We start from the raw sequence: 19,777 nt of genomic DNA on the forward strand, positions 1-19,777 counted from the left end.
CATGTAACGTCCTGAAATATTTCTGGTGCGCCCGGCAGGAATCGAACCTGCGGCCTACAGCTTAGGAGGCTATCGCTCTATCCGACTGAGCTACGAGCGCGTGGACTCACTTGTAGATGCTCTTGCAGGCCGTGTCAAGGAGACTCACAGCAGACCGTGCTGTCGGGCCCACAGCAGCAGCGCAAGTGCTCCCAAGCCCATGAGCAGCACGCCATAGGCCTGCCGGGTACGCAATGAGAGTATGGCGCCCATCAGCGAAGCGGCGAACACCATGGGCCAGGTCAGAAAAGGCAGGGACGGCGCGGCCTGCCAGGCATGGAGCACCGAACACAGGCTGAAAATAAGGCTGTAGCATACGGCATAGAGCAGGAATTGGCCAAAGGCCCTGAGCAGCGTGGCCCGCAAAATGGCCTGCCCGGGGGAAAGGCCGCATCCGTCGCCCTGACGCCAGGCTTCCAGCCTGTCCACCAAAGGATTCTGGACGACGCGCTGCCGGACTTCAAGGAAACTTCCCGCATAGGCAGCCGACATGACCAGGATCAAAGGCAAAAGCAACGGGCCGGGCTGATTCCAGCCGAAATGCGCGGCCAATGGAAAGAGCAGCAAAAAAGCGAGGCCGCTGTAAGGAGGAACCACGCTGCCCAGCTCCAGCACATCCAGCCAGAGCAGCTCCAGGGTGATGCCCAAGGCCAGGGCCAACGCCCAGTCTGAGGTGCAGAAACCCGCAAGGAGAGCCAGGGATATGGGCCGGTCAATAATGCCTACAATGCAGGATGAGCGCGCCGCGCCCGCGAGGACAAAAAAAAAGCGTAGGGAAGCCCGGAGAATACAAGCTCAGAGAAGCTGATCATAGGATCCTCGCACGGTTTCCGTAGGCACGCAACGAAAGTCAAGTTGCACCAGATGCTGCCGCATGAAGCGCAGATCCTCCCTGTCCTGCGCGGAAAGGGCCACATGGGGCAGAAGCTGCAATTTGTCGGGCCCATAGTGCAGATTGCCCAGATTAAGCACCTGCATGGCTATGCCGTCGTCACAGGCTCGCCGTGCGTCCTGGCAGTTGGCAAAAAGCACGAAACTGTCCTCACCGCAGGCGTCCAGCGTCGCCGTCAGCAGCCGGAGGGGGATAAAATGCGTGCGCACGCGCTGCGGCACGGCCAATTCCACAATCTGTTGACGCAATGTGTCCGCGGCCAATTCATTATTGGCCACCACCAGATGCCTGGCTCCGGTATAGGGCAGCCAGGCCTCAATGATCTGGCCGTGGACCAGACGATTATCCACACGAAACCACATTATTATTCGCCCGATTTATCGCGGGCCCTGTTGCGCAGCATGCTGCCTGCCACAACAATGCCCTTGGCGCCGGCCTCGCCGGCGAGCTGCGCAAGTTCTTCGAGCTCTTTGTCGCGTGAAGTGAAAACTTTAAGCAGCATGGGCAAATTGACGCCGGTCACCACTTCCACATGATGATTTCCCAACAGGGAAAGCGCCAGATTGGTCGGCGTTCCGCCGAACATGTCTGTGAGAATGATCACGCCCGCGCCCTTGTCCAGACGTTGGGCCGCGTCATCCAGACGGCGCACGGTTTCCGAAACCTCATGCGCCACATCAACGCTGATCGAACTGCAGTCGCTCAGCGGTCCCAATATAAATTCGGCAGTGCGCAGCATGGCCGAGCCGTAATCAGCATGGGATACAATAATAATCCCAACCTGCGCCGCCTTTTTTTCATCCGTCATGGCAATCCTCGTAAAGCAAAGCCTGCCAGTTTTTTCAGCCGAGTTCAAGGTGGCGGTGCTCCAGCGTAGCGGGATAATCCGCCTGGCGCAACGCCTGCAGAATTTCTTCAGCCATGGCCACGGAGCGATGCCGCCCGCCTGTGCAGCCCACGGCTATGGCGACCCGGTAGCGCCCTTCGGCTTCCATCAGGGGCAGTATGAAAAAAAGCAGATCGAGCAGTTTGCCCTTGAATTCCTGTGCGGCGGGCGAAGCCAGAACATGATCCGCAACGGCTTTGTCCTTGCCGCAAAGGGGGCGCAAGCTTTCAACAAAATAGGGATTAGGCAGAAAGCGCAGGTCAAAGACAAAATCAGCCTCACGCGGCACGCCGTATTTGAAGCCGAATGAGATGACATTCACGCGGATGGCCCGCAAGTTGCCCTTATTGCCGCTCCAGCGTTTTTGAATTGCCCTGCGCAGATCATGGATGGAGAAACGCGAGGTGTCAATGACCAGATCAGCCATTTCCCGCAGCGGGCGTAAGCTGCTGCGTTCCGCGGAAAGCGCCGCTTCCAGCCCCATGCCCTCCCGTTCAAGCGGATGGGGACGGCGGGTGGTGGCGTAGCGGCGCATAAGTTCCTGGGCATCGGCTTCCAGAAAAAGCAACAGCGGCCGGATGCCCTTGGCGGTCATGGCGCTCAGGGCTTCATTGATTTCATCCAGAAAATCGTTCTGGCGCATATCCATGCCCAGGGCAATGCCCTTAAAATGGCTCATGGACGGGCGTTCCATCATGTCGACCATTTCCGGCGCCAGGCTGGCGGGCAGGCCGTCTACGGAAAAGTAGCGCAAATCCTCAAACACCCGCAAAGCCGTGCTCTTGCCCGCTCCGGAAAGGCCGGTGACGATGCAGGCCTGCACCGGCGCCTGTGCCGGGGCGCTGGTTTCAGGGGAATCGGGGGCGGCGTGCGGGGCAGATGTGCTCATGACAATGCTCGCCCTGTCGGAACGATCTTTGTAACAAGAATCGTTCCGACAGGAAATTATGTATACTTACAATACCGGATCTATCAAAGCATAGCCGGCTGTGCGCCTGCGATAGACCACATTCACGCGGTTGTTTTCCGCATTAAGAAAAACCAGAAATTCTCCGCCAATGGAGTCCAATTGCATAATCGCCTCATCAAGATGCATCGGCTTGGGCGCGAAGCGATCCGTGCCCACCACCGTCTGCGATTCCTCAGGCTGCGCGTCAAGATTATATGTAAAAACATCCACGTCGGCATTGCGAGCCGTGCGGCGCTGCTCCTTGACCCGCGAAACCTGGCGCTTGATTTGCGCTTCTATCTTGTCCGTCACAAGATCAATGGCCGCGTACATGTCCGTGGTTTGTTCCGTGGCTTTGATATGCAGACCTTCGCCGCTGACGGTCACCTCGCAGCGATGGCGAAACTTGTCCACCGTCAGAACCACGCTCACGTCCAGACCCGCGGACTTTCCGAAAAAACGGCCCAGCTTTTCCATACGGCGACGGGCATACTTCTTGAGATGATCGGAGGCCTCGAAATTCTTGAAGGCAAAAGAGATATTCATGTACTCCTCCTTGGATGGCAACGCACAACGCGAAATCAGAAGTGCTCCTTGCGCTTGGATGACGAGGGAATATCAAGCGCAGTGCGGTATTTGGCCACTGTACGCCGGGCAATGTTGACCTTCAGGTGTTCCTTGAGCATTTCGCCGATGCGCTCGTCGCTCAGGGGGGCCTTGGCGTCCTCCTCGGCGATGAATTTCTTGATCAGGGCTTTGACGCTTTCGGAACCTACATGGCTGCCGTCGTCCAATGCAAGGCCACTGTTGAAAAAGAACTTCAATTCAAAGATCCCGTGCGGCGTGGCCACATATTTATTGGTGGTAATGCGGCTGACCGTGGATTCGTGCATGCCGATGTCATCGGCAATGTCTTTGAGAATCAACGGGGCCAGTTTTGTGACGCCGTCTTCAAAAAAAGCCTGCTGATGGCGCACGATGCTCTCCATCACCTTATAAAGCGTGCGCTGGCGCTGGTAAAGGCTTTTGATCAACCAGGAAGCCGAGCGCATTTTTTCCGTGCAATACTCTTTTTCCTTCTCCGACGCCGCGTCCATGTCCATCCGGGACAAGGAAGAAAGCTGCAACTGCGGCAGGCCGTCCTCATTGAGCAGAATCACGAATTCGTCGCCCATCTTGTAGACAAAGACGTCCGGGCTCACAAAGGTGGGCTCGCCGCCGCCGAAACTGGCTCCGGGCAAAGGATCAAGACTCTGGATGATCTCCAGGTATTCCTTGAGTTCCTCCATGTCCAACTTGAACTTGCGCAGCAGGGGCTTGTAGCGTTTGGCCTCAAGATCCTCAAGGTGCGACTGCACCAGCTCCAGCAAAACAGGATCGCGGTCATAATGCAGATTTTTGAGCTGCACCAGGAGGCACTCGCGCGCGTCGCGCGCGGCCACGCCCACGGGATCGAACAGTTGCACGCGCTGGAGCACCGTCTGGACTTCTTCGGGGCTGGACCTGGTCAGCGCGGCGATTTCCTCCAGCGTAGCCTGCAGGTAGCCGGAAGAAGAGAGGTTGCCGATGATCGCCTCGCCGATCTCTTTTTGGCGCTCGCTCAGCGTGGAAAGGCGCAACTGCCAGAGCAAATGGCCTTCAAGCGTGGGTTTTGCGGCATACCGGGCTTCCAGCGGCGAAATTTCCTCGGCGCTTTCGGATTCGCGCGACTGCGCAAGGCGGGGAGTGCTGGCAAATTCGCCGAGATAGTCCTCCCAGTCCGCGTCACGAGCCAGCTCCTTGTCGTAAACGCCCTCTTCCGCCGCATCCTGCCGGCTTTCCGGCTGCTCGGCAGTAGCAGGATCGTCGCCTGCGGATTCTTCAAGGAAAGGATTATCCAGCAATTCCTGCTGCACAGTCTCCAACAGCTCCAGACGCGAGAGCTGCAACAGCTTGATGGCCTGCTGCAGTTGCGGAGTCATTACGAGCTGTTGAGCCAGTTTTAACTGCTGACGAAGTTCCAGTGCCATGTCTGCTCTTTTAGCTGAGTCCGGACGAAAAAGCCCGAGAAGAGATTTTCTTGTATCAAGTACTGTGCCACACGCGAAAAAATTATGCAATAGCCGGAGGTTGCGAGCATGAAAAGAAAGAGAAGCCCGGCCTGAACTCCGGCAGAGCACAGAAAGGCACAATTTCCAAGATAAGGCGTGCTGTCCGATGGGCAAGCCCTGCCGCATCCCGGCTGCTTGCAAACCGGCGGCGTGTGCTGAAAACCCCACAGGGAAAGGCTGTTGTCTTTCCCTGTGGGGTCATGCCCACCATCAGGAGTGGAATTCTCAAAAAAGGCAGGTCAGGATGTTGCGTGCTGTTTGGCGGCCCTGATAAATTCCCTGAAAAGAGGGTGGGCCTGCATAGGCCGGGACTTGAACTCGGGATGAAATTGACAGCCCAAAAACCAGGGATGGTCAGGCAGTTCCATGATTTCCACCAGGGAGTCGTCCGGCGCGGTACCGCTGAAAACCATGCCTTTTTGAGCCAAACTTTCCTTGAAAGCGTTGTTGAACTCATAGCGGTGGCGATGCCGTTCCTCGATCAATGCCTTTTGATACGCCTCGTGCGCTTTGGTGCCTGAGAGAATCTTGCAGGGATACGCCCCCAGGCGCATGGTCCCCCCCTTGTCGCTGGCGGCATTGCGCTTTTCCACATTCTTGGTGCGGAAATCAAACCATTCGGTCATCAGATAAATGACTTTGTGATCTGAAAGCGGGTTAAACTCTTCGGAATTGGCGTCATCCAGCCCGGCCACATGGCGGGCGAATTCAATGACCGCGCATTGCATTCCCAGGCAGATGCCGAAGAAAGGCACAAGATTCTCACGGGCATGACGGATGGCTGCAATTTTACCTTCCACCCCCCGGTAGCCGAAGCCGCCGGGCACCAGAATGCCGTTACAGCCTTTGAACAGCGTCGCGGCATTGCGTTCATCCACATTTTCAGAGTTGACGTAGCGCAGTTCCACAGCCACCCTGTTGGCCACGCCGCCGTGGATCAGAGCTTCGTGCAGACTTTTGTAGGCCTCTTTCAAATCCACATACTTGCCCACAATGGCAATGGTCACTTTGCCTTGAGGGTTGGCGCAGTCATGCACCAGCTTTTCCCAGTTTTCCAGGTGGGCATTGCGCGCAGGCAGACGCAGCATAATGGCCACCTTCTGATCAAAGCCCTCTTCATAAAATTTGAGGGGCACCTCATAGATATTATCCACATCCACAGAGGAAAAAACCGCATCCTGATCCACATTGCAGAACAACGCGATCTTGCGCCGCATTTCCTGAGGTATGCTCTGCTCGCAACGGCAAAGGATGATATCCGGCTGGATGCCGATGGAAAGCAATTCCTTGACGCTGTGCTGCGTGGGCTTGGTCTTGTGCTCGCCGGCACAGCGCAGATACGGAACCAGCGTCAGGTGGATGTTAAGGCAGTTGTCGCGCCCCAGATCCGAACGCAACTGGCGGATTGCCTCCAGAAAAGGCAGGCCTTCGATATCGCCCACCGTGCCGCCGATTTCTATGATCGCCACATCCGGGGCGTCTTCGCCTTCGGCCAGGGAAAGCACGGTTTTCTTGATTTCATCGGTAATATGCGGGATGACCTGAACAGTGGCTCCCAAATAGTCGCCGCGCCGCTCTTTGGCAATGACCTGGTTATAAATGGCGCCAGAGGTCGTGTTGTTCTTTCGGGACATGGGCACGTCAAGGTAACGCTCGTAATGGCCCAGATCGAGATCCGTCTCGGCGCCGTCGTCGGTCACGAAAACCTCGCCGTGCTGGAAGGGGTTCATGGTGCCCGGGTCCACATTGATGTAAGGGTCCAGCTTCTGGATGGTCACCGAAAGGCCTCGCGTCTGCAGCAGCGCGCCCAAAGAAGCGGCTGCCAGACCTTTGCCCAACGAAGACAAGACGCCGCCCGTCACGAAAATAAACTTGGTTTTCATGGCCTCCCACCTTTTGCTTGAAGAGCTGATCCGCTTAACCGGATGGCAGTACACCAAAATGATTTTTTTGGCTAGCATTGACTACGCAAGGCAAGCTACGTAGTGTATTTTTCCCTTTTTCAGCAAGGCGCGGTCGTCGATCCCGACCGCCTTTTTCGCCCCTGGCAGCGGCGCCCGCGTTTTCAGACGGCTGTGTTGCCGTGCTGCTGTTTTCCGAAGATCTTCAAGGAGGCTCCACCGGCATGGCCACGGTCAACGTATTGGTAATCACCGGCTACGGCGTCAATTCGCATCTGGAAACCGCGCACACGGCGCGCCTGGCCGGGGCCGACAGGGCCGATGTGGTGCATTTTTCCGATCTGGTCGCCGCCAGGGTACGTTTGTCCGAGTATGATTTTTTGATCTTTCCCGGCGGCTTTCTGGATGGCGATGACTTGGGCGCGGCCCAGGCTGCGGCAATGCGCTGGCGGTATCTCAAGGATGCAGCCGGCACGCCGCTCCTGCAACATCTGCAGGATTTTCTGGATCAGGGAAAGTTGATTTTAGGCATCTGCAACGGTTTTCAGCTTTTGGTCAAACTGGGCTTGCTGCCCGCCCTGGGCGGCGTGCGTTTTGAGCGTCAGGTTTCCCTCGGGCACAACGATTCCGCGCGTTACGAGGATCGCTGGGTGCATTTGCTGCCCAACCCCCAAAGCCCCTGTGTTTTTACAAAGGGGCTGCCCATGCTGGCCATGCCCGTCCGCCACGGCGAGGGCAAGCTGGTTCCCGAGAATGAAGACTGTCTGCGCCGCCTGCAGGCAGAACAGCTTATCGCTCTGCAGTATGTGGATCCCGATACCGGCAAGCCTACCCAGGAGTATCCGCTTAATCCCAACGGTTCGATCCTTGCCGTTGCAGGGCTGAGCGATCCTTCCGGCCGCATTCTGGGGCTCATGCCTCACCCCGAAGCCTTTCACCATGTAACAAATCACCCTGCCTGGACGCGAGGCGAGCTGGATCCGCCCGGAACGCTGCTTTTTGTCAATGCAGTGCGTTATTTGCGCGGTCAGTAGAGCAGATTACCTTTGACTTTTTATGAAAGTCAAAGTGGCATTCAGGCGAAAAACGCGGTTTTCGCCAGAATGTACGCCGCGTTGCGGCGGCTGCCGCTTTCGTGTCAGCAGAGCATTTTCAAAGTGAAAATGCTCTAGCCGCAGCCCGCAGCATTCCGAATGCGGTTGACGCACGAGGAACGGCAGTGGCAATGCCCTCGCCCATTGACAAAGTTCTTTCTTTGGGGTAATTTTTACAAATTAACAGCTAAATGGGTAAAACCAATGTCGCGTGAATCCGAAGCAAATTCGCGCGCCGCCCTCTGCAAGGTGCGAACACTATTGCCGCAAGTTTCTGTTTCTTTGAGTACGCCGGATAATTTTGCAAGGCGCTTTCTCTGCCCAAGGCAAGAAAGTGCCTTTTTTAGTAAAGGCAATATTGATGCAACTTATTGAAATAATTAATTCCATTGAAAAAATTGCGCCTCTTGCCGCGGCAGCGTCCTGGGATCGTTCGGGCCTGCAGGTAGCTGCCCGGCGCGAGGATGTCGCGGCTCTGGCCGTTTGCCTGGATCCTACGCCCTCTTCCGTGCGCAACGCCCTTGAGCTGGGCGCGGAGTGCATTCTCAGTCATCATCCTTTGCTGCTTACGCCGGTATTGCCCACTCGGCTGGACGACTACCACGAGGTTTTGCGCCTCCTGCTGGTGGCCGATGTGCCGCTCTATGCGGCGCATACCTCCCTGGATGTCAACGGGCGCGGACCGGCCGGCTGGCTGGCTCAGGAGCTTGAGTTGCGCAATCTCGCGGTGCTGGAGCCGACAAGCGGGCAGCCTTTCGGCGATACGCTTCCTCTCGGCTTCGGTCTGGCCGGCGATCTGCCCTCCCCTCTCGGCTTTGAAGCAATTGTGGAAATCCTGGCCCGTCACCTGGACTTGTCCACAGCCGCGCTTTGCGGCCCAACGCCGGGAACGATCAGACGTCTGGCCTATTGCACGGGTTCGGGTTCTTCCCTGTTGCCCGCAGCGCGCGCGGCCGGGGCCGATCTTTTTATAACCGGCGACGTGAAATACCACACGGCGCTCGCCGCTGAAATTTCCACGCTTGATGTCGGGCATCACAGCCTTGAAGAAGAAATGATGCGCCGCATGTGTCGTTTGCTGCAGGAGCGTCTTGAGCCTTTGGAAATTTTTTTCGTGCCTTCCAGGTCTCCGCTGCGCCCGCTTGTTGTGTCATGACTCCCAGGAGGTTTACGGTATGAGCAGTGCCTTGTATTTTGATCAGATAAAGCAGTTGGTGGAATTGCAAAAGGTCGATGACGCCATCTTTGCCGTCCGGCAGGAGCTGGAGAGCGCCCCTCGTGACCTTGAGGAACTGGAACAGCGTTTTGAAGCAGCCGATGCGCAGCGCAATCGCGTGCTGGATAAACTCGCGCACTTGCAGGAACAGCAAAAACGACTTTCTCTGGAAATCGATGACGACTCCGCCCGAATCAAAAAGAGCAAGAACAAGCTCATGCAAGTGGGCAATACACGCGAATACCATGCCATGATGCGTGAGATGGACAGCATGGAAAAAGTCAACCGCTCTCGGGAAGAAGAAAAAATGACTCTTCTGGAAGAGTTGCAGTTGCAAAATGACGCGCTGGCCAAAATTGATCGCGACTATTCTGCCCTTAAGGCAGAACTTGAAGTAAAGCGCGACGGCTTGGAGGAAAAACTCCGCAAGGCCAAGGACAATCTGGAAGAATTGAATGAAAAGCGCAGCCAGGTCAGCAAGCTCATTCCTCAGCCCGTGTTCATGCGCTATGAGTTCATTCGCGTGCGCCTGGAGCATCCCGTGATTGTCGCCGTCAAAGACGGCGTTTGCTCGGGCTGCAATATTGCCGTGCCGCCGCAGTCCTTTATTGAGTTACAGCGTGGTCAGCAGATTCTGAGTTGCCCCAACTGCCAGCGTCTTATTTTCTGGTGCGAGCATTTCAGCATGCCTGAAGAAGCGCCTGAAGTGACTGCTCCCGTCGATTGACGCTATGTCATTGTGCAGGCCGATTCCGCGCCATGACGTGCCTTTTGCTGCCCCCTTGCGCGGCCACGTTGCAACTCGCTGCAAAAATGGCATGCCTTGCAAGGCGCTTCGCCGATAGGAGAGAATGACGACACGCTGTAAAAAATGCGGGAGTCGGACAGACCGTCGCTGCGGGCCATTGCGCCCGGAGAGGAAAGTCCGGGCTCCACAGGGCAGGACGCTGGGTAACACCCAGGAGGGGCGACCCTCGGAAAGCGCCACAGAAAGCAAACCGCCCCGCACCCAAACCGGCACGAAGGACGCCAGACCTTTTTCTGGCCTCCCTGCGGATTTGGGCGCGGGGTAAGGGTGAAACGGTGGGGCAAGAGCCCACCAGATGCCGCGGCGACGCGGCATGCTCGGCATACCCCGTTCGGAGCAAGACCAAATAGGGAAGGCGGTCGGCCCGGCCACAGCCTTCCGGGTAGGTTGCTTGAGGGCGCGGGCAACTGCGCTCCTAGAGGAATGACGGTCAGATGCGGCTTGCCGCATGACAGAACCCGGCTTATCGTCCGGCTCCCGCCGAAAAAAGATAGTATCCTGTGCAGAGGAATGGATGCCGGCTGCACAGCCGTGTGAAATCCGATTTGGCCCCCATTGACCGGCGGCCCTCAAAGAATCCACCCTTCAGCCGCCAGAGGCCGCGCCATGTCCGTTACGTCTCCGCAGGAAAAGCCGTGGGCCCTGATTCTGGCGGCCGGACAAGGCAGCCGCCTGTCCGCCGTCACCGCCGGATGCGCCAAACAGTTTCTGCCTTGGCGCGGCGCGCCGCTCTATTGGCACGCCGCCCGCGCCATGAGCCGCAGCGCCGCTGTGGCCGGATTGGTTGTTGTTTTTCCTGAAAATCAACTTGCGCAAGCCGAGGAACAACTGCGCGCTCTCTGCCGCAACGAAGACCTGGGCTTGCCCTGCCTGGCGGTCGCAGGCGGCAGACAGCGCCAGGATTCCGTGCGCCTGGGTCTTGCCGCCCTTCCCGTGCGCGCGCGTTTTGTGCTGATTCATGACGGGGCCAGGCCATTTTTGAGCCCTGCGCTGGTGCGGAGCGTCTGCGAAGAGTTGCGCCGTGGAGCGCGCGCGGTGGTTCCCGCTCTGCCTGTCACTGATACTATCAAGCTGGTTGAGGACGGGCGCGTGACCGCAACTCTGCCCCGGGAGCGGCTGGCAGCCGTTCAAACGCCGCAGGGCTTTGATCTGGCGCTTTTACGCCAGGCGCACCAGCACGCGCTCCGCACGTCCCTGGCCGTCACTGACGATGCCTCGCTGATCGAAGCTCTGGGCCAGGTGGTGCGGATTATTCCCGGTGAGGCGACCAACGTGAAAATCACATATCCCGAAGACATGGCGTTGCTGCAGGCTCCGCAAATGCCGCTCCGGCCGCGCGTGGGCATGGGCTACGACGTGCATCGCTATGGCGCGGGCCGTCCCCTGAAACTGGGCGGCGTGCTCATTCCGGGCGCGCCGGAGGTTCTGGCCCATTCGGACGGCGATGTGCTCTTGCATGCGCTGATGGACGCGCTTCTGGGCTGCGCGGGCCTGGGCGACATCGGCTGCCACTTTCCCGACACTGACGCCCGCTTTGAAGGCATTTCATCGGCCATTCTGCTGGATCGGGTTCTGGAAATGACCCGCGCTGCCGGGCTGACGCTTGAGCACGCGGATCTGACAATCGTGGCGCAAGCTCCCCGCCTTGCGCCGTTTCGCGAAGAAATACGCAAAAATCTGTGCCGCCTTCTGGATCTGCCCAAAGAGCAGGTCAATCTCAAGGCCAGCACCGAAGAGAGGCTCGGCTTTACCGGCCGGGTCGAAGGCATCAAGGTTTACGCCGTGGTCAGCGCGCTGGCCGCTCCCCTGCCCCGGCCGCATGCCGCCTCCTGTGGCCGCGATTTCTGATTGCCGCAAAAAGGCCGCCCATGCACGCCGAACGCCATCGCCCCTGGGTTGCGCATTAGAGCATTTTCTCTTTGAAAATGCTCTAGTTTCATTGGCAAACCGCTCTACTGTGCGCGAAATATCCTGCAACCCCCGGCAAAATATGCGCGTTTTGCGGAGCTGTTGACGAATCTTGCCGCAACAGCGTATCCTTCAGCAAACTCGCGGCAAGGAATCAGGCACGATCCTGCGGGCATCGCGCCCCAGAGCCGCGGAATTTTCAGCACATGCTGTGACCCGACTGCTCAGGAGGCTCAGCCATGTTTACTTTGTTTGCAGAGTCTCACAGGGATGTAACCATAGTGCGCCTGTCCGGCGACATGCTGCTGGCTGACGTGGCTCAGCTCAACCAGGAACTGGATCAATATCTGCTGGCGCCCGACGTATCGCAAATAGTGCTTGATCTCAGCCGTATCGAACGGGTGGATACGTCCGGGCTGGGCGTTCTGGTAAGCGAGAGTACGAAAGTCCGCAATATGGGGCGCAGGCTGATCCTTCTTACTCCTTCCCCACAGGTGGCACAACTTTTGAAAGAAGCGGAGATAGAAGGTTTTTTCCCCACCTTTGAAAGTGAGGAAGAACTGAATGGCTATATCCCCAATGCGGCGGAATAAAAGCGTTGGCGCAAAAGGCCGGAATGTCGGCTGTGCCCCACGGGCTTGAGCGGCAAACCGGCGGCGGCAGTTTTTGCAACGCAGACGGAGGGGGCAGCGTGCAATACTATTTGCGGCATTATTTCAATCCTGACTTTGATCACCTTCACCTCAAACCGTGCGGGGAAGGCGACGCTTCAAACATTTACTGCCTCGGCTATGTGCAGAATGTGATTGACGGCCAGGTTCTGGCTGAAATCATCCCCCTGGAAGAAGCCGGCCCCAACCCCGACCCCCGGCATGTGCTGCAGAAACCTGTCCTGCCTGCGGGCATCAATACGCGCGTGGATCCCGCGCATCCCAACTATCTGCTTGCCGCGGCCAATGGCTATGTCTTTTATGATGAAGACAGAATCACGGTCAAATGCCTGCTCAATGTTCGGCAGGATATAAGCTTTCAGACCGGCAACATCTTTTTTGTGGGCGATATGGCCGTGCACGGCTCCGTGCGGGCAGGCTTTTCCGTGCAGGCCAACAACATCCGGATCATGGGCATGGTTGAAGGCGGGGTTGTGCGCGCCCGCCGCGATCTGATGCTGGACGGAGGCGCCCGCGGCGGCGCCGGGCAGCACTGCCTGGTGGATGCCGGAGGCAAGCTGCTCGCGCCTTTTCTTGAAAAAGTCGAGGCCCGCACCCGCGGCAACATGGTTGTTGCGAAATACTGCCTGTACTCCACGGTCTACGCCGGAGCCAGCATGGTGGTGCGCGATCAGGTTTACGGCAGCGCCATCAATGCGTACGGCAGCGTGTATGTGGGCAAGCAACTGGGCAACAAGGCCGCCATTTCCACCAAAGTATATCTCGGCTATGACCCCGCGAGAATCCGGCACCTGGAAAAGATTGACGGCATTATTGCAAGCCAGTCCCAGGCCATTACGCATCTCAGGGCCGTGGTCGGTCATTTGCCGCCCGACGCCGGGGAAGCCAGCCAAAAGCTGGCCCGCCTGACCAGGCAGCGTGAACAGTTGATGCAACGGCGCGCTGAGTTGGGGGCCAAGCTGCATCTTGATGAAAATTACATGCAGAACTGCCGCCTGATGGTGCCGGGCAAGGTTTTCCCCGGAGTGGAGATTTCCATCGGCCAGGCGTTTATGCTGGTTGAGCAGCCATATGAAAATGTGCTTTTCCGCTTGAGCTATGACGACATCATAGTGGAACCTCTGCCGCCTGCCGCTGCCAAGGGCAAAAAATAATGAAGCCGGAAGCAGAGCCGCTTTTTGAGGCTGTCTGCCGCGGGCCAGAGGGCAAGCCCGCCGGACGGCCCGCGGATGTCATTGCCTGTGTCGCGGGCCGCCGCTTCGCCATGCTGGCGCCGGGCGGCCCGGAGCGGGAAAAGGCGTGCGTTGAGAGCATTGCGCCGGAGCAATGGCGCGACAGCCTGCCGGTGCTTCTGGGCGCGGGCATGGGGCATGCTCTTCATCTGATACTTGAAAGATCCCAGGGGCCCGTTGCTGTTGTTGAAAAAGAACAGCCCCTGCAACGGCTCACCGGCGTGTTGTCCGGACTGCCTGAAAGGTTGCGGCAACGCGTGCTGCTGGTGGACGCGGCCTCTTTGCAGGACGCGCTCAGGGAACTGACGCACTGGCAGATGCAGCATGGCGGCAAACGCCTGCTGCCTGTGGCCCTGCCCTTCTATCTGCGCCTGGACCGCGCATACTACGGCGGGCTGCGCGACAAACTCGCTGCCAGCGCCCGCTATGACTTCTGGGGCCGCGTTGTGCAGCCGCGCTTTCGCAGCGCCAGACCCCGCGTGCTGCTGTTGACCAGCAAATATTTCCTGATGGGCGAGCTGGAGGGGGCCTGCCGCAAACTGGGGCTTGAGCACAGGCTCGTCACCCTTGCAAGCGACAACCTTGCCCATACGGATTTTGTGCAACAGTTGCTTGAAGTCGTTCTTGAATTCAAGCCCGACTGCTGCGTGACGCTCAATCACATGGGCGTGGATGTGGAAGGCGTGCTCATGGATCTTCTGGCGCGCCTTGAACTGCCCCTGGCCTCCTGGTTCGTGGACAATCCGCATCTGATCATCCACTTGTACGCGCGCTGCGTCAGCCCCTGGGCCGCTCTGTTCACCTGGGACGCCGACAACATCGAAAGCTTGCGGCGCGCGGGCTTTGAGCATGTTTTCTATTTGCCCCTGGGCACGGATCCGCAACGATTCGCGCCGCGTGCCGCCGCGTCCGTGCCTGCTACCTGGAAGGCAGACGTTTCCTTTGTGGGCAATTCCATGCTCTACAAGGTGGGCGGTCGTCTGAAAAATGGCCGTTTTCCGCGCGGCCTGCTGCTGCCTTTCCGCACTGTTTCCCAAGCTTTTATGGAGAGCGAGCAGCGCTCGGTATCGGATTTTCTGCGTGAATCCTTTCCCGATGTTCATGCGCGCTATGCCGCCCTGCCGGACAATGAAGCGCGGCTGGCCTATGAAACGGCAATCACCTGGCAGGCCACGCGCCTGTACCGTAACGGCTGCGTGCGCAAGCTCCTCCCTTTCCGGCCTTTGCTTGTGGGCGACAGCGGCTGGAAAATCGAATTCCGGCATGAGGCCCGCCAGCCCCGCTATCTGGACGCCTTGAGCTACTATACCCAACTCCCTTTATTTTATGGACATTCTTCAATTAATTTCAACTGCACCAGCAAGCAGATGAAAGGAGCCGTGAACCAGCGCGTTTTTGACGTGCCCGCCGCCGGGGGCTTTGTGCTCACGGACTGGCGTCCGCAGATGGAACAGCTCTTTGCGCCGGACGAGATGGCCTGTTACCATGATCCCGAAGAAATCCCGGATCTGACGCGCCACTATCTCGCCCATCCCCAGGAGCGCCGCAGGCTTAGTGAGGCTGCGCGCAAGCGCGTGCTCGCCTGCCATACCTGGGAACACAGACTTCAGGAAATGCTTGAACATATGCGCCGGGTATACGGAACGCCTGGGGCGCGCGGCCTTTCTTCAGGTAAAACAGCAAGCCGGACCAGGGGGGCGGCGGCATTGGCGGCCGCTGCCCCGGATGCGGCCCGCAGGCCGGGCGGCAAGGCTCCCGCATGAGCGCGGATCCGGTGCTGGTTCTGCAGTTGCAGCGCATGGGGGATTTAATTCTCACCTTTCCGCTGCTCACCCGGCTCAAACAGCGCTGGCCCGGACATCCTGTCTGGGTAGTCGCGGAACCGCAATTTTTCCGGGATCTCATGCCGCTTGCGCCGGAGGCAGTCTTTTTTCCGCCGCAGCACTGCCCTGCCCTGGCTCGCGGCCGGTATGCCGCGGCCGTGAACCTCAGCGGACGCCCGGAGGCCAGCGCCTGCCTGGCCCGGCTTGAGGCCGGCCGTAAAATAGGCGCGGCCGCCCTGCCCGGCGGCCTGCATGTCTTTGGCTATTGGCAGCTCTATCGAACCGCCTTGACCCAGAATAACCACAACAACGCTTTTCATTGGTCCGATCTCTCCCTGCTGGATCTGGATCCCACGGCCAGGCTGACGGATGTGGGACATTCGCTGCCCAAAGGCGCGGGCACGGGGCGGATCGGCCTGATCCTCGGAGCCAGCGAGGCGGCCAAGCGCCCCGACGCCGCCTTTTGGGCGCGGCTGGCCGCACGGCTGGCAAAAGCGGGCGCAACGCCGGTTTTTCTGGGCGGCCCTGCCGAGGCCGGGCTGGGGAGAGAGGTCGCCAGGCTTTCAGGTCTTGGAGGAGCCAATCTTTGCGGCCGCCTCTCGCTCAGGGAAGTGGCCGGGGTCTTGCAAACCCTGGATCTGTGCGTCACGCCGGATACCGGGCCCATGCATCTGGCCGACTGGCTGGGCGTTCCGGTGCTTAATCTCTCCATGGGGCCGGTACATGCCCGGGAAACCGGCCCCTCCTCGCCCGGCCAATGGGTGCTGCGCGCCAGGATGAGTTGCGTGGGCTGCTGGCAATGCCGGCGCGCCAGGCTCTATTGCAAGCAGGCTTTTACCCCCTCTGCCGTGGCGGACGTGGCCTTGGCTCTTGTGAACAAATCTCCGGCCCTCCCCTCCGCAGCGTCAGGGCTGCGCGAGCCCGCGGGCCTGGCCCTGTACCGCACGGGCCGGGATTGCCTGGGCCTGCACACGCTTGAACGCGCCGGGGCTCAGAACAGGCAGGCCGTATCCTGCCGCCCCCTGCTGGAGGACTTCTGGCAGGCCGCATTTTTATTCCTCTATGATCCTTCCTTGCGGGCTTTGGCGCAACAACGCCTGAGCAACCTGCAGAACGCCTTCCCGGCGCTCGCCCATCGCCTGGGCAGCGGCTTTGCACGCCTCTGCGCCCAATGCGCCGCGCACCTCAAACGCCGCAGCCCGGCCTTGCCCGCGACATTCTGGCGCGCGGAGCCGCCTTTGCTGCGCCTTTTTGCCGGGCATCTGCATATGTTTCTGCAAAATGCCGACTATGCCCCCACCGGCTGGCAAACGGCCGTGGATCGCCTGACCGCGCTCTGCGGGCTGTTTGCCTCGCAAAAATAAGCCCTTTGCGCCCACGGCTTCAGGCAATGGGCAAGTCTTGCCTATCCTTCTGAGATCCTCTGTTATCTTGCTTGAATTAATATCTTTTTCTTTTTGGAACACTCCTTGAATACTCAGGCCTGCAAGGAGTGCGAAGATGCAAATTATTCCCGCCAGCAGCGCCGGTTTCGGTTCGGATCTTTGGAGCAATGCGGCTCAAAGCTCGCAGGGCGATTCTCCTTACGCCGATTTTCTGCAATCCATCCATGAAGCCATTGAGAGCGTACAGCGCGGGCAATCCGGCTCGGTGGACACGGCTCTGGCGGATTCCGGGGAGCAGGCCAGACCGCTGGTGCAAGGCCCCTACAGCCGCAACAGCGTTGACGGCGTGACCTATACGCTGGATGAAGTCTGCTTTACCAAAAACGAGCTTTTTGAGCTGCGCCGGGAGCTGATCAAAGTGGGCGCGCCCGCCCAAAGCCTGAAAAAATTCGATGTGCTGGCCGACCAGCCCGACGGCGCGACCCTGGCCCAGGTCATGGCCAGTCTTCAGGCGTACGGCGATCCGTCCGACCTGAGTGATGAAGACCTTACAAACATTACCGCTCTGCTGGGAAAAATCGATCCCACCGGCGATCTTTCGGCGCAGGCCCTGCAACTCATGCGGGATGGCAACGGTTCGGCCGCGCTTGCTCTGATCTCGGAAACCTTTGCCTCCCTTGCTTCGGCCGAAGGCATTGAAATCAGCCGGGACGAAGCGCTTGCCCTGGGCAGGGGCCTGGGCCTCAATCAAAACAGCCTGCAAACTCTGGCAAACAGCTTCGGCAATCAGCAGACCCTGATCGGCACAAGCGCGCAGTTTGCACATCTTATGGCCCCGGCGGCCGCGCAGTTCGCCGAGGAGGCGGCCCAACGCCAAAAGCTGGATGCCGCGCTGGAGCAGACGCTCAAGCCGATCATCAGCAAGGCCCGCAACCGCATGGAAAAGGAAAAGGCCGCCGCCGCCCTGCGCAATCGCGAAGTCGAGCAAAGCAAGATCCTGATCAACAGGACAGTGGAGAAAAAAAGCCGGGAAATTCTCGATCAGACACTGCAAAGCGGCCGGGAGTCGGCAAATCCCAACGACGCGGAAGCGCGGGACGAAGCCATCAGCAGAAAGCTTGACCAAAGCCAAAGCGCGGCTCTGGGCGATGCGGGCACAAGCGAAAAAAACAACCGGGCTCAAACTGCCGAAGTCTCTGCGCGCGCGGCTTCCAATGCCGAAAGCGCCGCGAACAGCCGCAACAATCCCGGTGTCGAACACGCGGATTTTGTTCAGAGCGGCCACAGCGCGCAAAGCAAAACCGGCTATGTCGCGGGCCTGGGCAATGAAGGGGCCCACGGCGAGGCCCGCCCAGGCAGCGAACAGGGCACGAGCAGGGAATGGAGCGAGCTGCTTCACAAAATTGAGGCCAACGCCGCGCAACCCGCAGGCAGTAACGGCAATTCCGTCCTTTTTTCCATGCTTCAGGGCAATGCCGAGTCGTCTGCGACGCTCGAAAACATGCCCGGCGCAAACTCCCGGACGCTTTCCAGGCATGTGGCGCAGCAGGTGGAGCAGGGTCTGCTTACCGCGCTCAAGGGCGGGGGCGCCCGTCTGGATTTGCAGCTTCATCCTCAGGAGCTGGGGGCCATCACCATCACCCTCACCGCCCGCAACGGCGAGGTGAGCGCGCGCATCCGCTCGGAAAAAACCGAAACCGCGGAAATGGTCACCCGCCAACTGGACGCGATACGTATCAATCTGGAACAACAGGGCATCAAGGTCGACAAGATCGAGGTCCAGCTTGAAAACAGGCAGCAGGACGACCACAGCCAGTGGCAGGATCTGGATCAGCATAATTCCTGGCAGGAAGAAGAAGCCCGCCGGGAAGAACTTGCCCGCCTGAAAAATCTTTCAGCTATGCGTAACTCCTCAAGAAATATGGAAATTGAGCATTTGGAACAGCCTGTGCATTCTCTGGGCCAAACGGCAGGATATTCCACCCGCGCCTTGCACGTGGTGGCCTGAGCACAAGGGAAGGGAGCACAGCATGTCCAGCATCAATCAGGCTCTTACCGCAACCAACACTGAGTTTAATCAGGCCTTGAGCAAGCAGAAAGGCAGCGCCCTGGACAAGGACTCCTTCATGCTGCTCCTGGTCACCCAGTTCAAATATCAGGATCCGCTCAATCCCATGGAGGATAAGGAATTTATTGCCCAGATGGCGCAGTTCTCAAGCCTGGAACAGCTCATGAACCTGAATACGAGCATGGAGGGCCTGACCACCGCCACCAACAACGGGCAGATGATCAACGCTACCTCCTATATCGGCAAGCGGGTGAGCGTCGGCGGCGATACCATCGGCAAGGCCGACGGAATGGTCACCTCCAGCTTCCGCTATGCGCCAGTGGATCATGTGACTGCGGGCCAGATCAATGTCTGCGACAGCGACGGCAACGTGGTATACTCCGAGAAGCTGCCTCCCAAGAGCGCCAACGTCACCTACACCTTTGAGTGGAACGGCAAGAACAACAACGGCGACGCGGCTCCGGACGGCGTGTATCAGGTGAACATCGCCCTGCTCAACGCCAAGGGCGAAAGCGTGCTCTGCGATCAGGTGGTGGACGACACGGTCACCGGCGTGGTGAACGACAACGGGATCGTCTGCCTCGGCCTGAGCGGCGGCCAGTTGATGGCTCTGGCCAATGTGCGCCAGGTCACCAATCCACCGGTGAAGAACGATGGCAACGGTGACGGCTCAGGCACTGGTGGCGGAACTGGTGGCGGATCGGGTGATGGCGGCACCGAGGGTTCCGGCGATACGGCGGGCTCCGGCGGCGCTGAGGGCACTGAAGGTTCCGGCGGCGCTGCATCCGGCGACGTGGCCCGGGCCGCCTGAGTAA

At 59.0% G+C, this 19,777-nt stretch carries 17 protein-coding genes, 1 tRNA gene and 1 other RNA gene; 11 read left to right on the forward strand and 8 right to left on the reverse strand.

Going from position 1 to position 19,777, the window contains the following annotated elements; genetic code table 11:
• Nucleotides 1-23: 23 nt before the first annotated feature.
• The 8 genes from G7Y51_RS01555 to G7Y51_RS01590 all read right to left on the reverse strand — a co-directional run bounded on the left by G7Y51_RS01555 (nucleotide 24) and on the right by G7Y51_RS01590 (nucleotide 6,739).
• Nucleotides 24-100, reverse strand: a tRNA-Arg gene (locus G7Y51_RS01555).
• 44 nt (nucleotides 101-144) lie between these two features.
• Nucleotides 145-828: a PTS sugar transporter subunit IIC gene (locus tag G7Y51_RS01560; protein WP_346773690.1), complete on the reverse strand. Its 684-nt coding sequence runs from the start codon at nucleotides 826-828 to the stop codon at nucleotides 145-147.
• Between the two features lie 6 nt (nucleotides 829-834).
• Nucleotides 835-1,293, reverse strand: a complete 459-nt coding sequence (locus tag G7Y51_RS01565) for a PTS sugar transporter subunit IIB (protein ID WP_165174650.1) — start codon at nucleotides 1,291-1,293, stop codon at nucleotides 835-837.
• Between the two features lie 2 nt (nucleotides 1,294-1,295).
• On the reverse strand, nucleotides 1,296-1,739 hold the full coding sequence (locus G7Y51_RS01570) for a PTS sugar transporter subunit IIA (RefSeq protein WP_165174651.1): 444 nt from the start codon (nucleotides 1,737-1,739) through the stop codon (nucleotides 1,296-1,298).
• 34 nt (nucleotides 1,740-1,773) lie between these two features.
• Nucleotides 1,774-2,706, reverse strand: coding sequence for an RNase adapter RapZ (gene rapZ / locus G7Y51_RS01575; RefSeq protein WP_165174653.1), 933 nt, complete (start codon nucleotides 2,704-2,706; stop codon nucleotides 1,774-1,776).
• 66 nt (nucleotides 2,707-2,772) lie between these two features.
• Nucleotides 2,773-3,312 (reverse strand): ribosome-associated translation inhibitor RaiA, encoded by a 540-nt coding sequence (raiA, locus tag G7Y51_RS01580; protein ID WP_165174654.1) that lies wholly within the window; start codon nucleotides 3,310-3,312, stop codon nucleotides 2,773-2,775.
• Between the two features lie 35 nt (nucleotides 3,313-3,347).
• A complete protein-coding gene (gene rpoN / locus G7Y51_RS01585; protein ID WP_165174655.1) occupies nucleotides 3,348-4,775 on the reverse strand; it encodes an RNA polymerase factor sigma-54 in 1,428 nt (475 codons plus the stop codon).
• A gap of 320 nt (nucleotides 4,776-5,095) precedes the next feature.
• Nucleotides 5,096-6,739, reverse strand: coding sequence for a CTP synthase (locus G7Y51_RS01590; protein WP_165070601.1), 1,644 nt, complete (start codon nucleotides 6,737-6,739; stop codon nucleotides 5,096-5,098).
• 242 nt (nucleotides 6,740-6,981) lie between these two features.
• Between G7Y51_RS01590 and G7Y51_RS01595 the strand changes: the two genes are divergently transcribed.
• The 11 genes from G7Y51_RS01595 to G7Y51_RS01650 all read left to right on the forward strand — a co-directional run bounded on the left by G7Y51_RS01595 (nucleotide 6,982) and on the right by G7Y51_RS01650 (nucleotide 19,773).
• On the forward strand, nucleotides 6,982-7,791 hold the full coding sequence (locus G7Y51_RS01595) for a phosphoribosylformylglycinamidine synthase subunit PurQ (protein WP_165174656.1): 810 nt from the start codon (nucleotides 6,982-6,984) through the stop codon (nucleotides 7,789-7,791).
• A gap of 421 nt (nucleotides 7,792-8,212) precedes the next feature.
• The gene (locus G7Y51_RS01605; RefSeq protein ID WP_165174659.1) at nucleotides 8,213-9,007 is read left to right on the forward strand and encodes a Nif3-like dinuclear metal center hexameric protein; all 795 of its coding nucleotides are present in this window, start codon (nucleotides 8,213-8,215) and stop codon (nucleotides 9,005-9,007) included.
• 19 nt (nucleotides 9,008-9,026) lie between these two features.
• Nucleotides 9,027-9,794 (forward strand): C4-type zinc ribbon domain-containing protein, encoded by a 768-nt coding sequence (locus G7Y51_RS01610; protein WP_165174660.1) that lies wholly within the window; start codon nucleotides 9,027-9,029, stop codon nucleotides 9,792-9,794.
• 149 nt (nucleotides 9,795-9,943) lie between these two features.
• Nucleotides 9,944-10,357: RNase P RNA component class A (gene rnpB / locus G7Y51_RS01615), an RNA gene on the forward strand.
• A 124-nt stretch (nucleotides 10,358-10,481) separates the two neighbouring features.
• Nucleotides 10,482-11,723, forward strand: a complete 1,242-nt coding sequence (ispD, locus tag G7Y51_RS01620) for a 2-C-methyl-D-erythritol 4-phosphate cytidylyltransferase (RefSeq protein ID WP_165174661.1) — start codon at nucleotides 10,482-10,484, stop codon at nucleotides 11,721-11,723.
• Nucleotides 11,724-12,022: 299 nt separating this feature from the next.
• Nucleotides 12,023-12,376 carry an STAS domain-containing protein gene (locus G7Y51_RS01625; protein WP_165174662.1) on the forward strand — a complete coding sequence of 118 codons (354 nt, stop codon included), beginning with the start codon at nucleotides 12,023-12,025 and terminating at the stop codon, nucleotides 12,374-12,376.
• A 98-nt stretch (nucleotides 12,377-12,474) separates the two neighbouring features.
• Complete coding sequence (locus tag G7Y51_RS01630) at nucleotides 12,475-13,608, forward strand: FapA family protein (protein ID WP_165174663.1); 1,134 nt, start codon at nucleotides 12,475-12,477, stop codon at nucleotides 13,606-13,608.
• Nucleotides 13,608-15,449, forward strand: a complete 1,842-nt coding sequence (locus G7Y51_RS01635; RefSeq protein WP_165174664.1) for a glycosyltransferase — start codon at nucleotides 13,608-13,610, stop codon at nucleotides 15,447-15,449. Before G7Y51_RS01630 ends, G7Y51_RS01635 begins: the two co-directional genes overlap by 1 nt.
• Complete coding sequence (locus tag G7Y51_RS01640) at nucleotides 15,446-16,873, forward strand: glycosyltransferase family 9 protein (RefSeq protein ID WP_165174665.1); 1,428 nt, start codon at nucleotides 15,446-15,448, stop codon at nucleotides 16,871-16,873. Before G7Y51_RS01635 ends, G7Y51_RS01640 begins: the two co-directional genes overlap by 4 nt.
• A gap of 136 nt (nucleotides 16,874-17,009) precedes the next feature.
• Nucleotides 17,010-18,902 (forward strand): flagellar hook-length control protein FliK, encoded by a 1,893-nt coding sequence (locus tag G7Y51_RS01645; RefSeq protein WP_165174666.1) that lies wholly within the window; start codon nucleotides 17,010-17,012, stop codon nucleotides 18,900-18,902.
• Between the two features lie 22 nt (nucleotides 18,903-18,924).
• Nucleotides 18,925-19,773 (forward strand): flagellar hook assembly protein FlgD, encoded by an 849-nt coding sequence (locus G7Y51_RS01650; RefSeq protein WP_165174668.1) that lies wholly within the window; start codon nucleotides 18,925-18,927, stop codon nucleotides 19,771-19,773.
• Nucleotides 19,774-19,777 lie beyond the last annotated feature (4 nt).

This window comes from Desulfovibrio sp. ZJ369 (assembly GCF_011039085.1).
Lineage (GTDB): Bacteria > Desulfobacterota > Desulfovibrionia > Desulfovibrionales > Desulfovibrionaceae > Desulfovibrio.

Bases quoted from the DNA above. Each gene is read 5' to 3' on its own strand.
- ispD (WP_165174661.1), top strand. From the start codon at position 10,482: ATGTCCGTTACGTCTCCGCAGGAAAAGCCGTGGGCCCTGATTCTGGCG.
- rapZ (WP_165174653.1), bottom strand. From the start codon at position 2,706: ATGAGCACATCTGCCCCGCACGCCGCCCCCGATTCCCCTGAAACCAGC.
- G7Y51_RS01570 (WP_165174651.1), bottom strand. From the start codon at position 1,739: ATGACGGATGAAAAAAAGGCGGCGCAGGTTGGGATTATTATTGTATCC.
- G7Y51_RS01625 (WP_165174662.1), top strand. From the start codon at position 12,023: ATGTTTACTTTGTTTGCAGAGTCTCACAGGGATGTAACCATAGTGCGC.
- G7Y51_RS01640 (WP_165174665.1), top strand. From the start codon at position 15,446: ATGAGCGCGGATCCGGTGCTGGTTCTGCAGTTGCAGCGCATGGGGGAT.
- G7Y51_RS01590 (WP_165070601.1), bottom strand. From the start codon at position 6,739: ATGAAAACCAAGTTTATTTTCGTGACGGGCGGCGTCTTGTCTTCGTTG.
- rpoN (WP_165174655.1), bottom strand. From the start codon at position 4,775: ATGGCACTGGAACTTCGTCAGCAGTTAAAACTGGCTCAACAGCTCGTA.
- G7Y51_RS01645 (WP_165174666.1), top strand. From the start codon at position 17,010: ATGCAAATTATTCCCGCCAGCAGCGCCGGTTTCGGTTCGGATCTTTGG.
- G7Y51_RS01605 (WP_165174659.1), top strand. From the start codon at position 8,213: ATGCAACTTATTGAAATAATTAATTCCATTGAAAAAATTGCGCCTCTT.
- G7Y51_RS01565 (WP_165174650.1), bottom strand. From the start codon at position 1,293: ATGTGGTTTCGTGTGGATAATCGTCTGGTCCACGGCCAGATCATTGAG.
- G7Y51_RS01610 (WP_165174660.1), top strand. From the start codon at position 9,027: ATGAGCAGTGCCTTGTATTTTGATCAGATAAAGCAGTTGGTGGAATTG.
- raiA (WP_165174654.1), bottom strand. From the start codon at position 3,312: ATGAATATCTCTTTTGCCTTCAAGAATTTCGAGGCCTCCGATCATCTC.
- G7Y51_RS01595 (WP_165174656.1), top strand. From the start codon at position 6,982: ATGGCCACGGTCAACGTATTGGTAATCACCGGCTACGGCGTCAATTCG.
- G7Y51_RS01650 (WP_165174668.1), top strand. From the start codon at position 18,925: ATGTCCAGCATCAATCAGGCTCTTACCGCAACCAACACTGAGTTTAAT.
- G7Y51_RS01635 (WP_165174664.1), top strand. From the start codon at position 13,608: ATGAAGCCGGAAGCAGAGCCGCTTTTTGAGGCTGTCTGCCGCGGGCCA.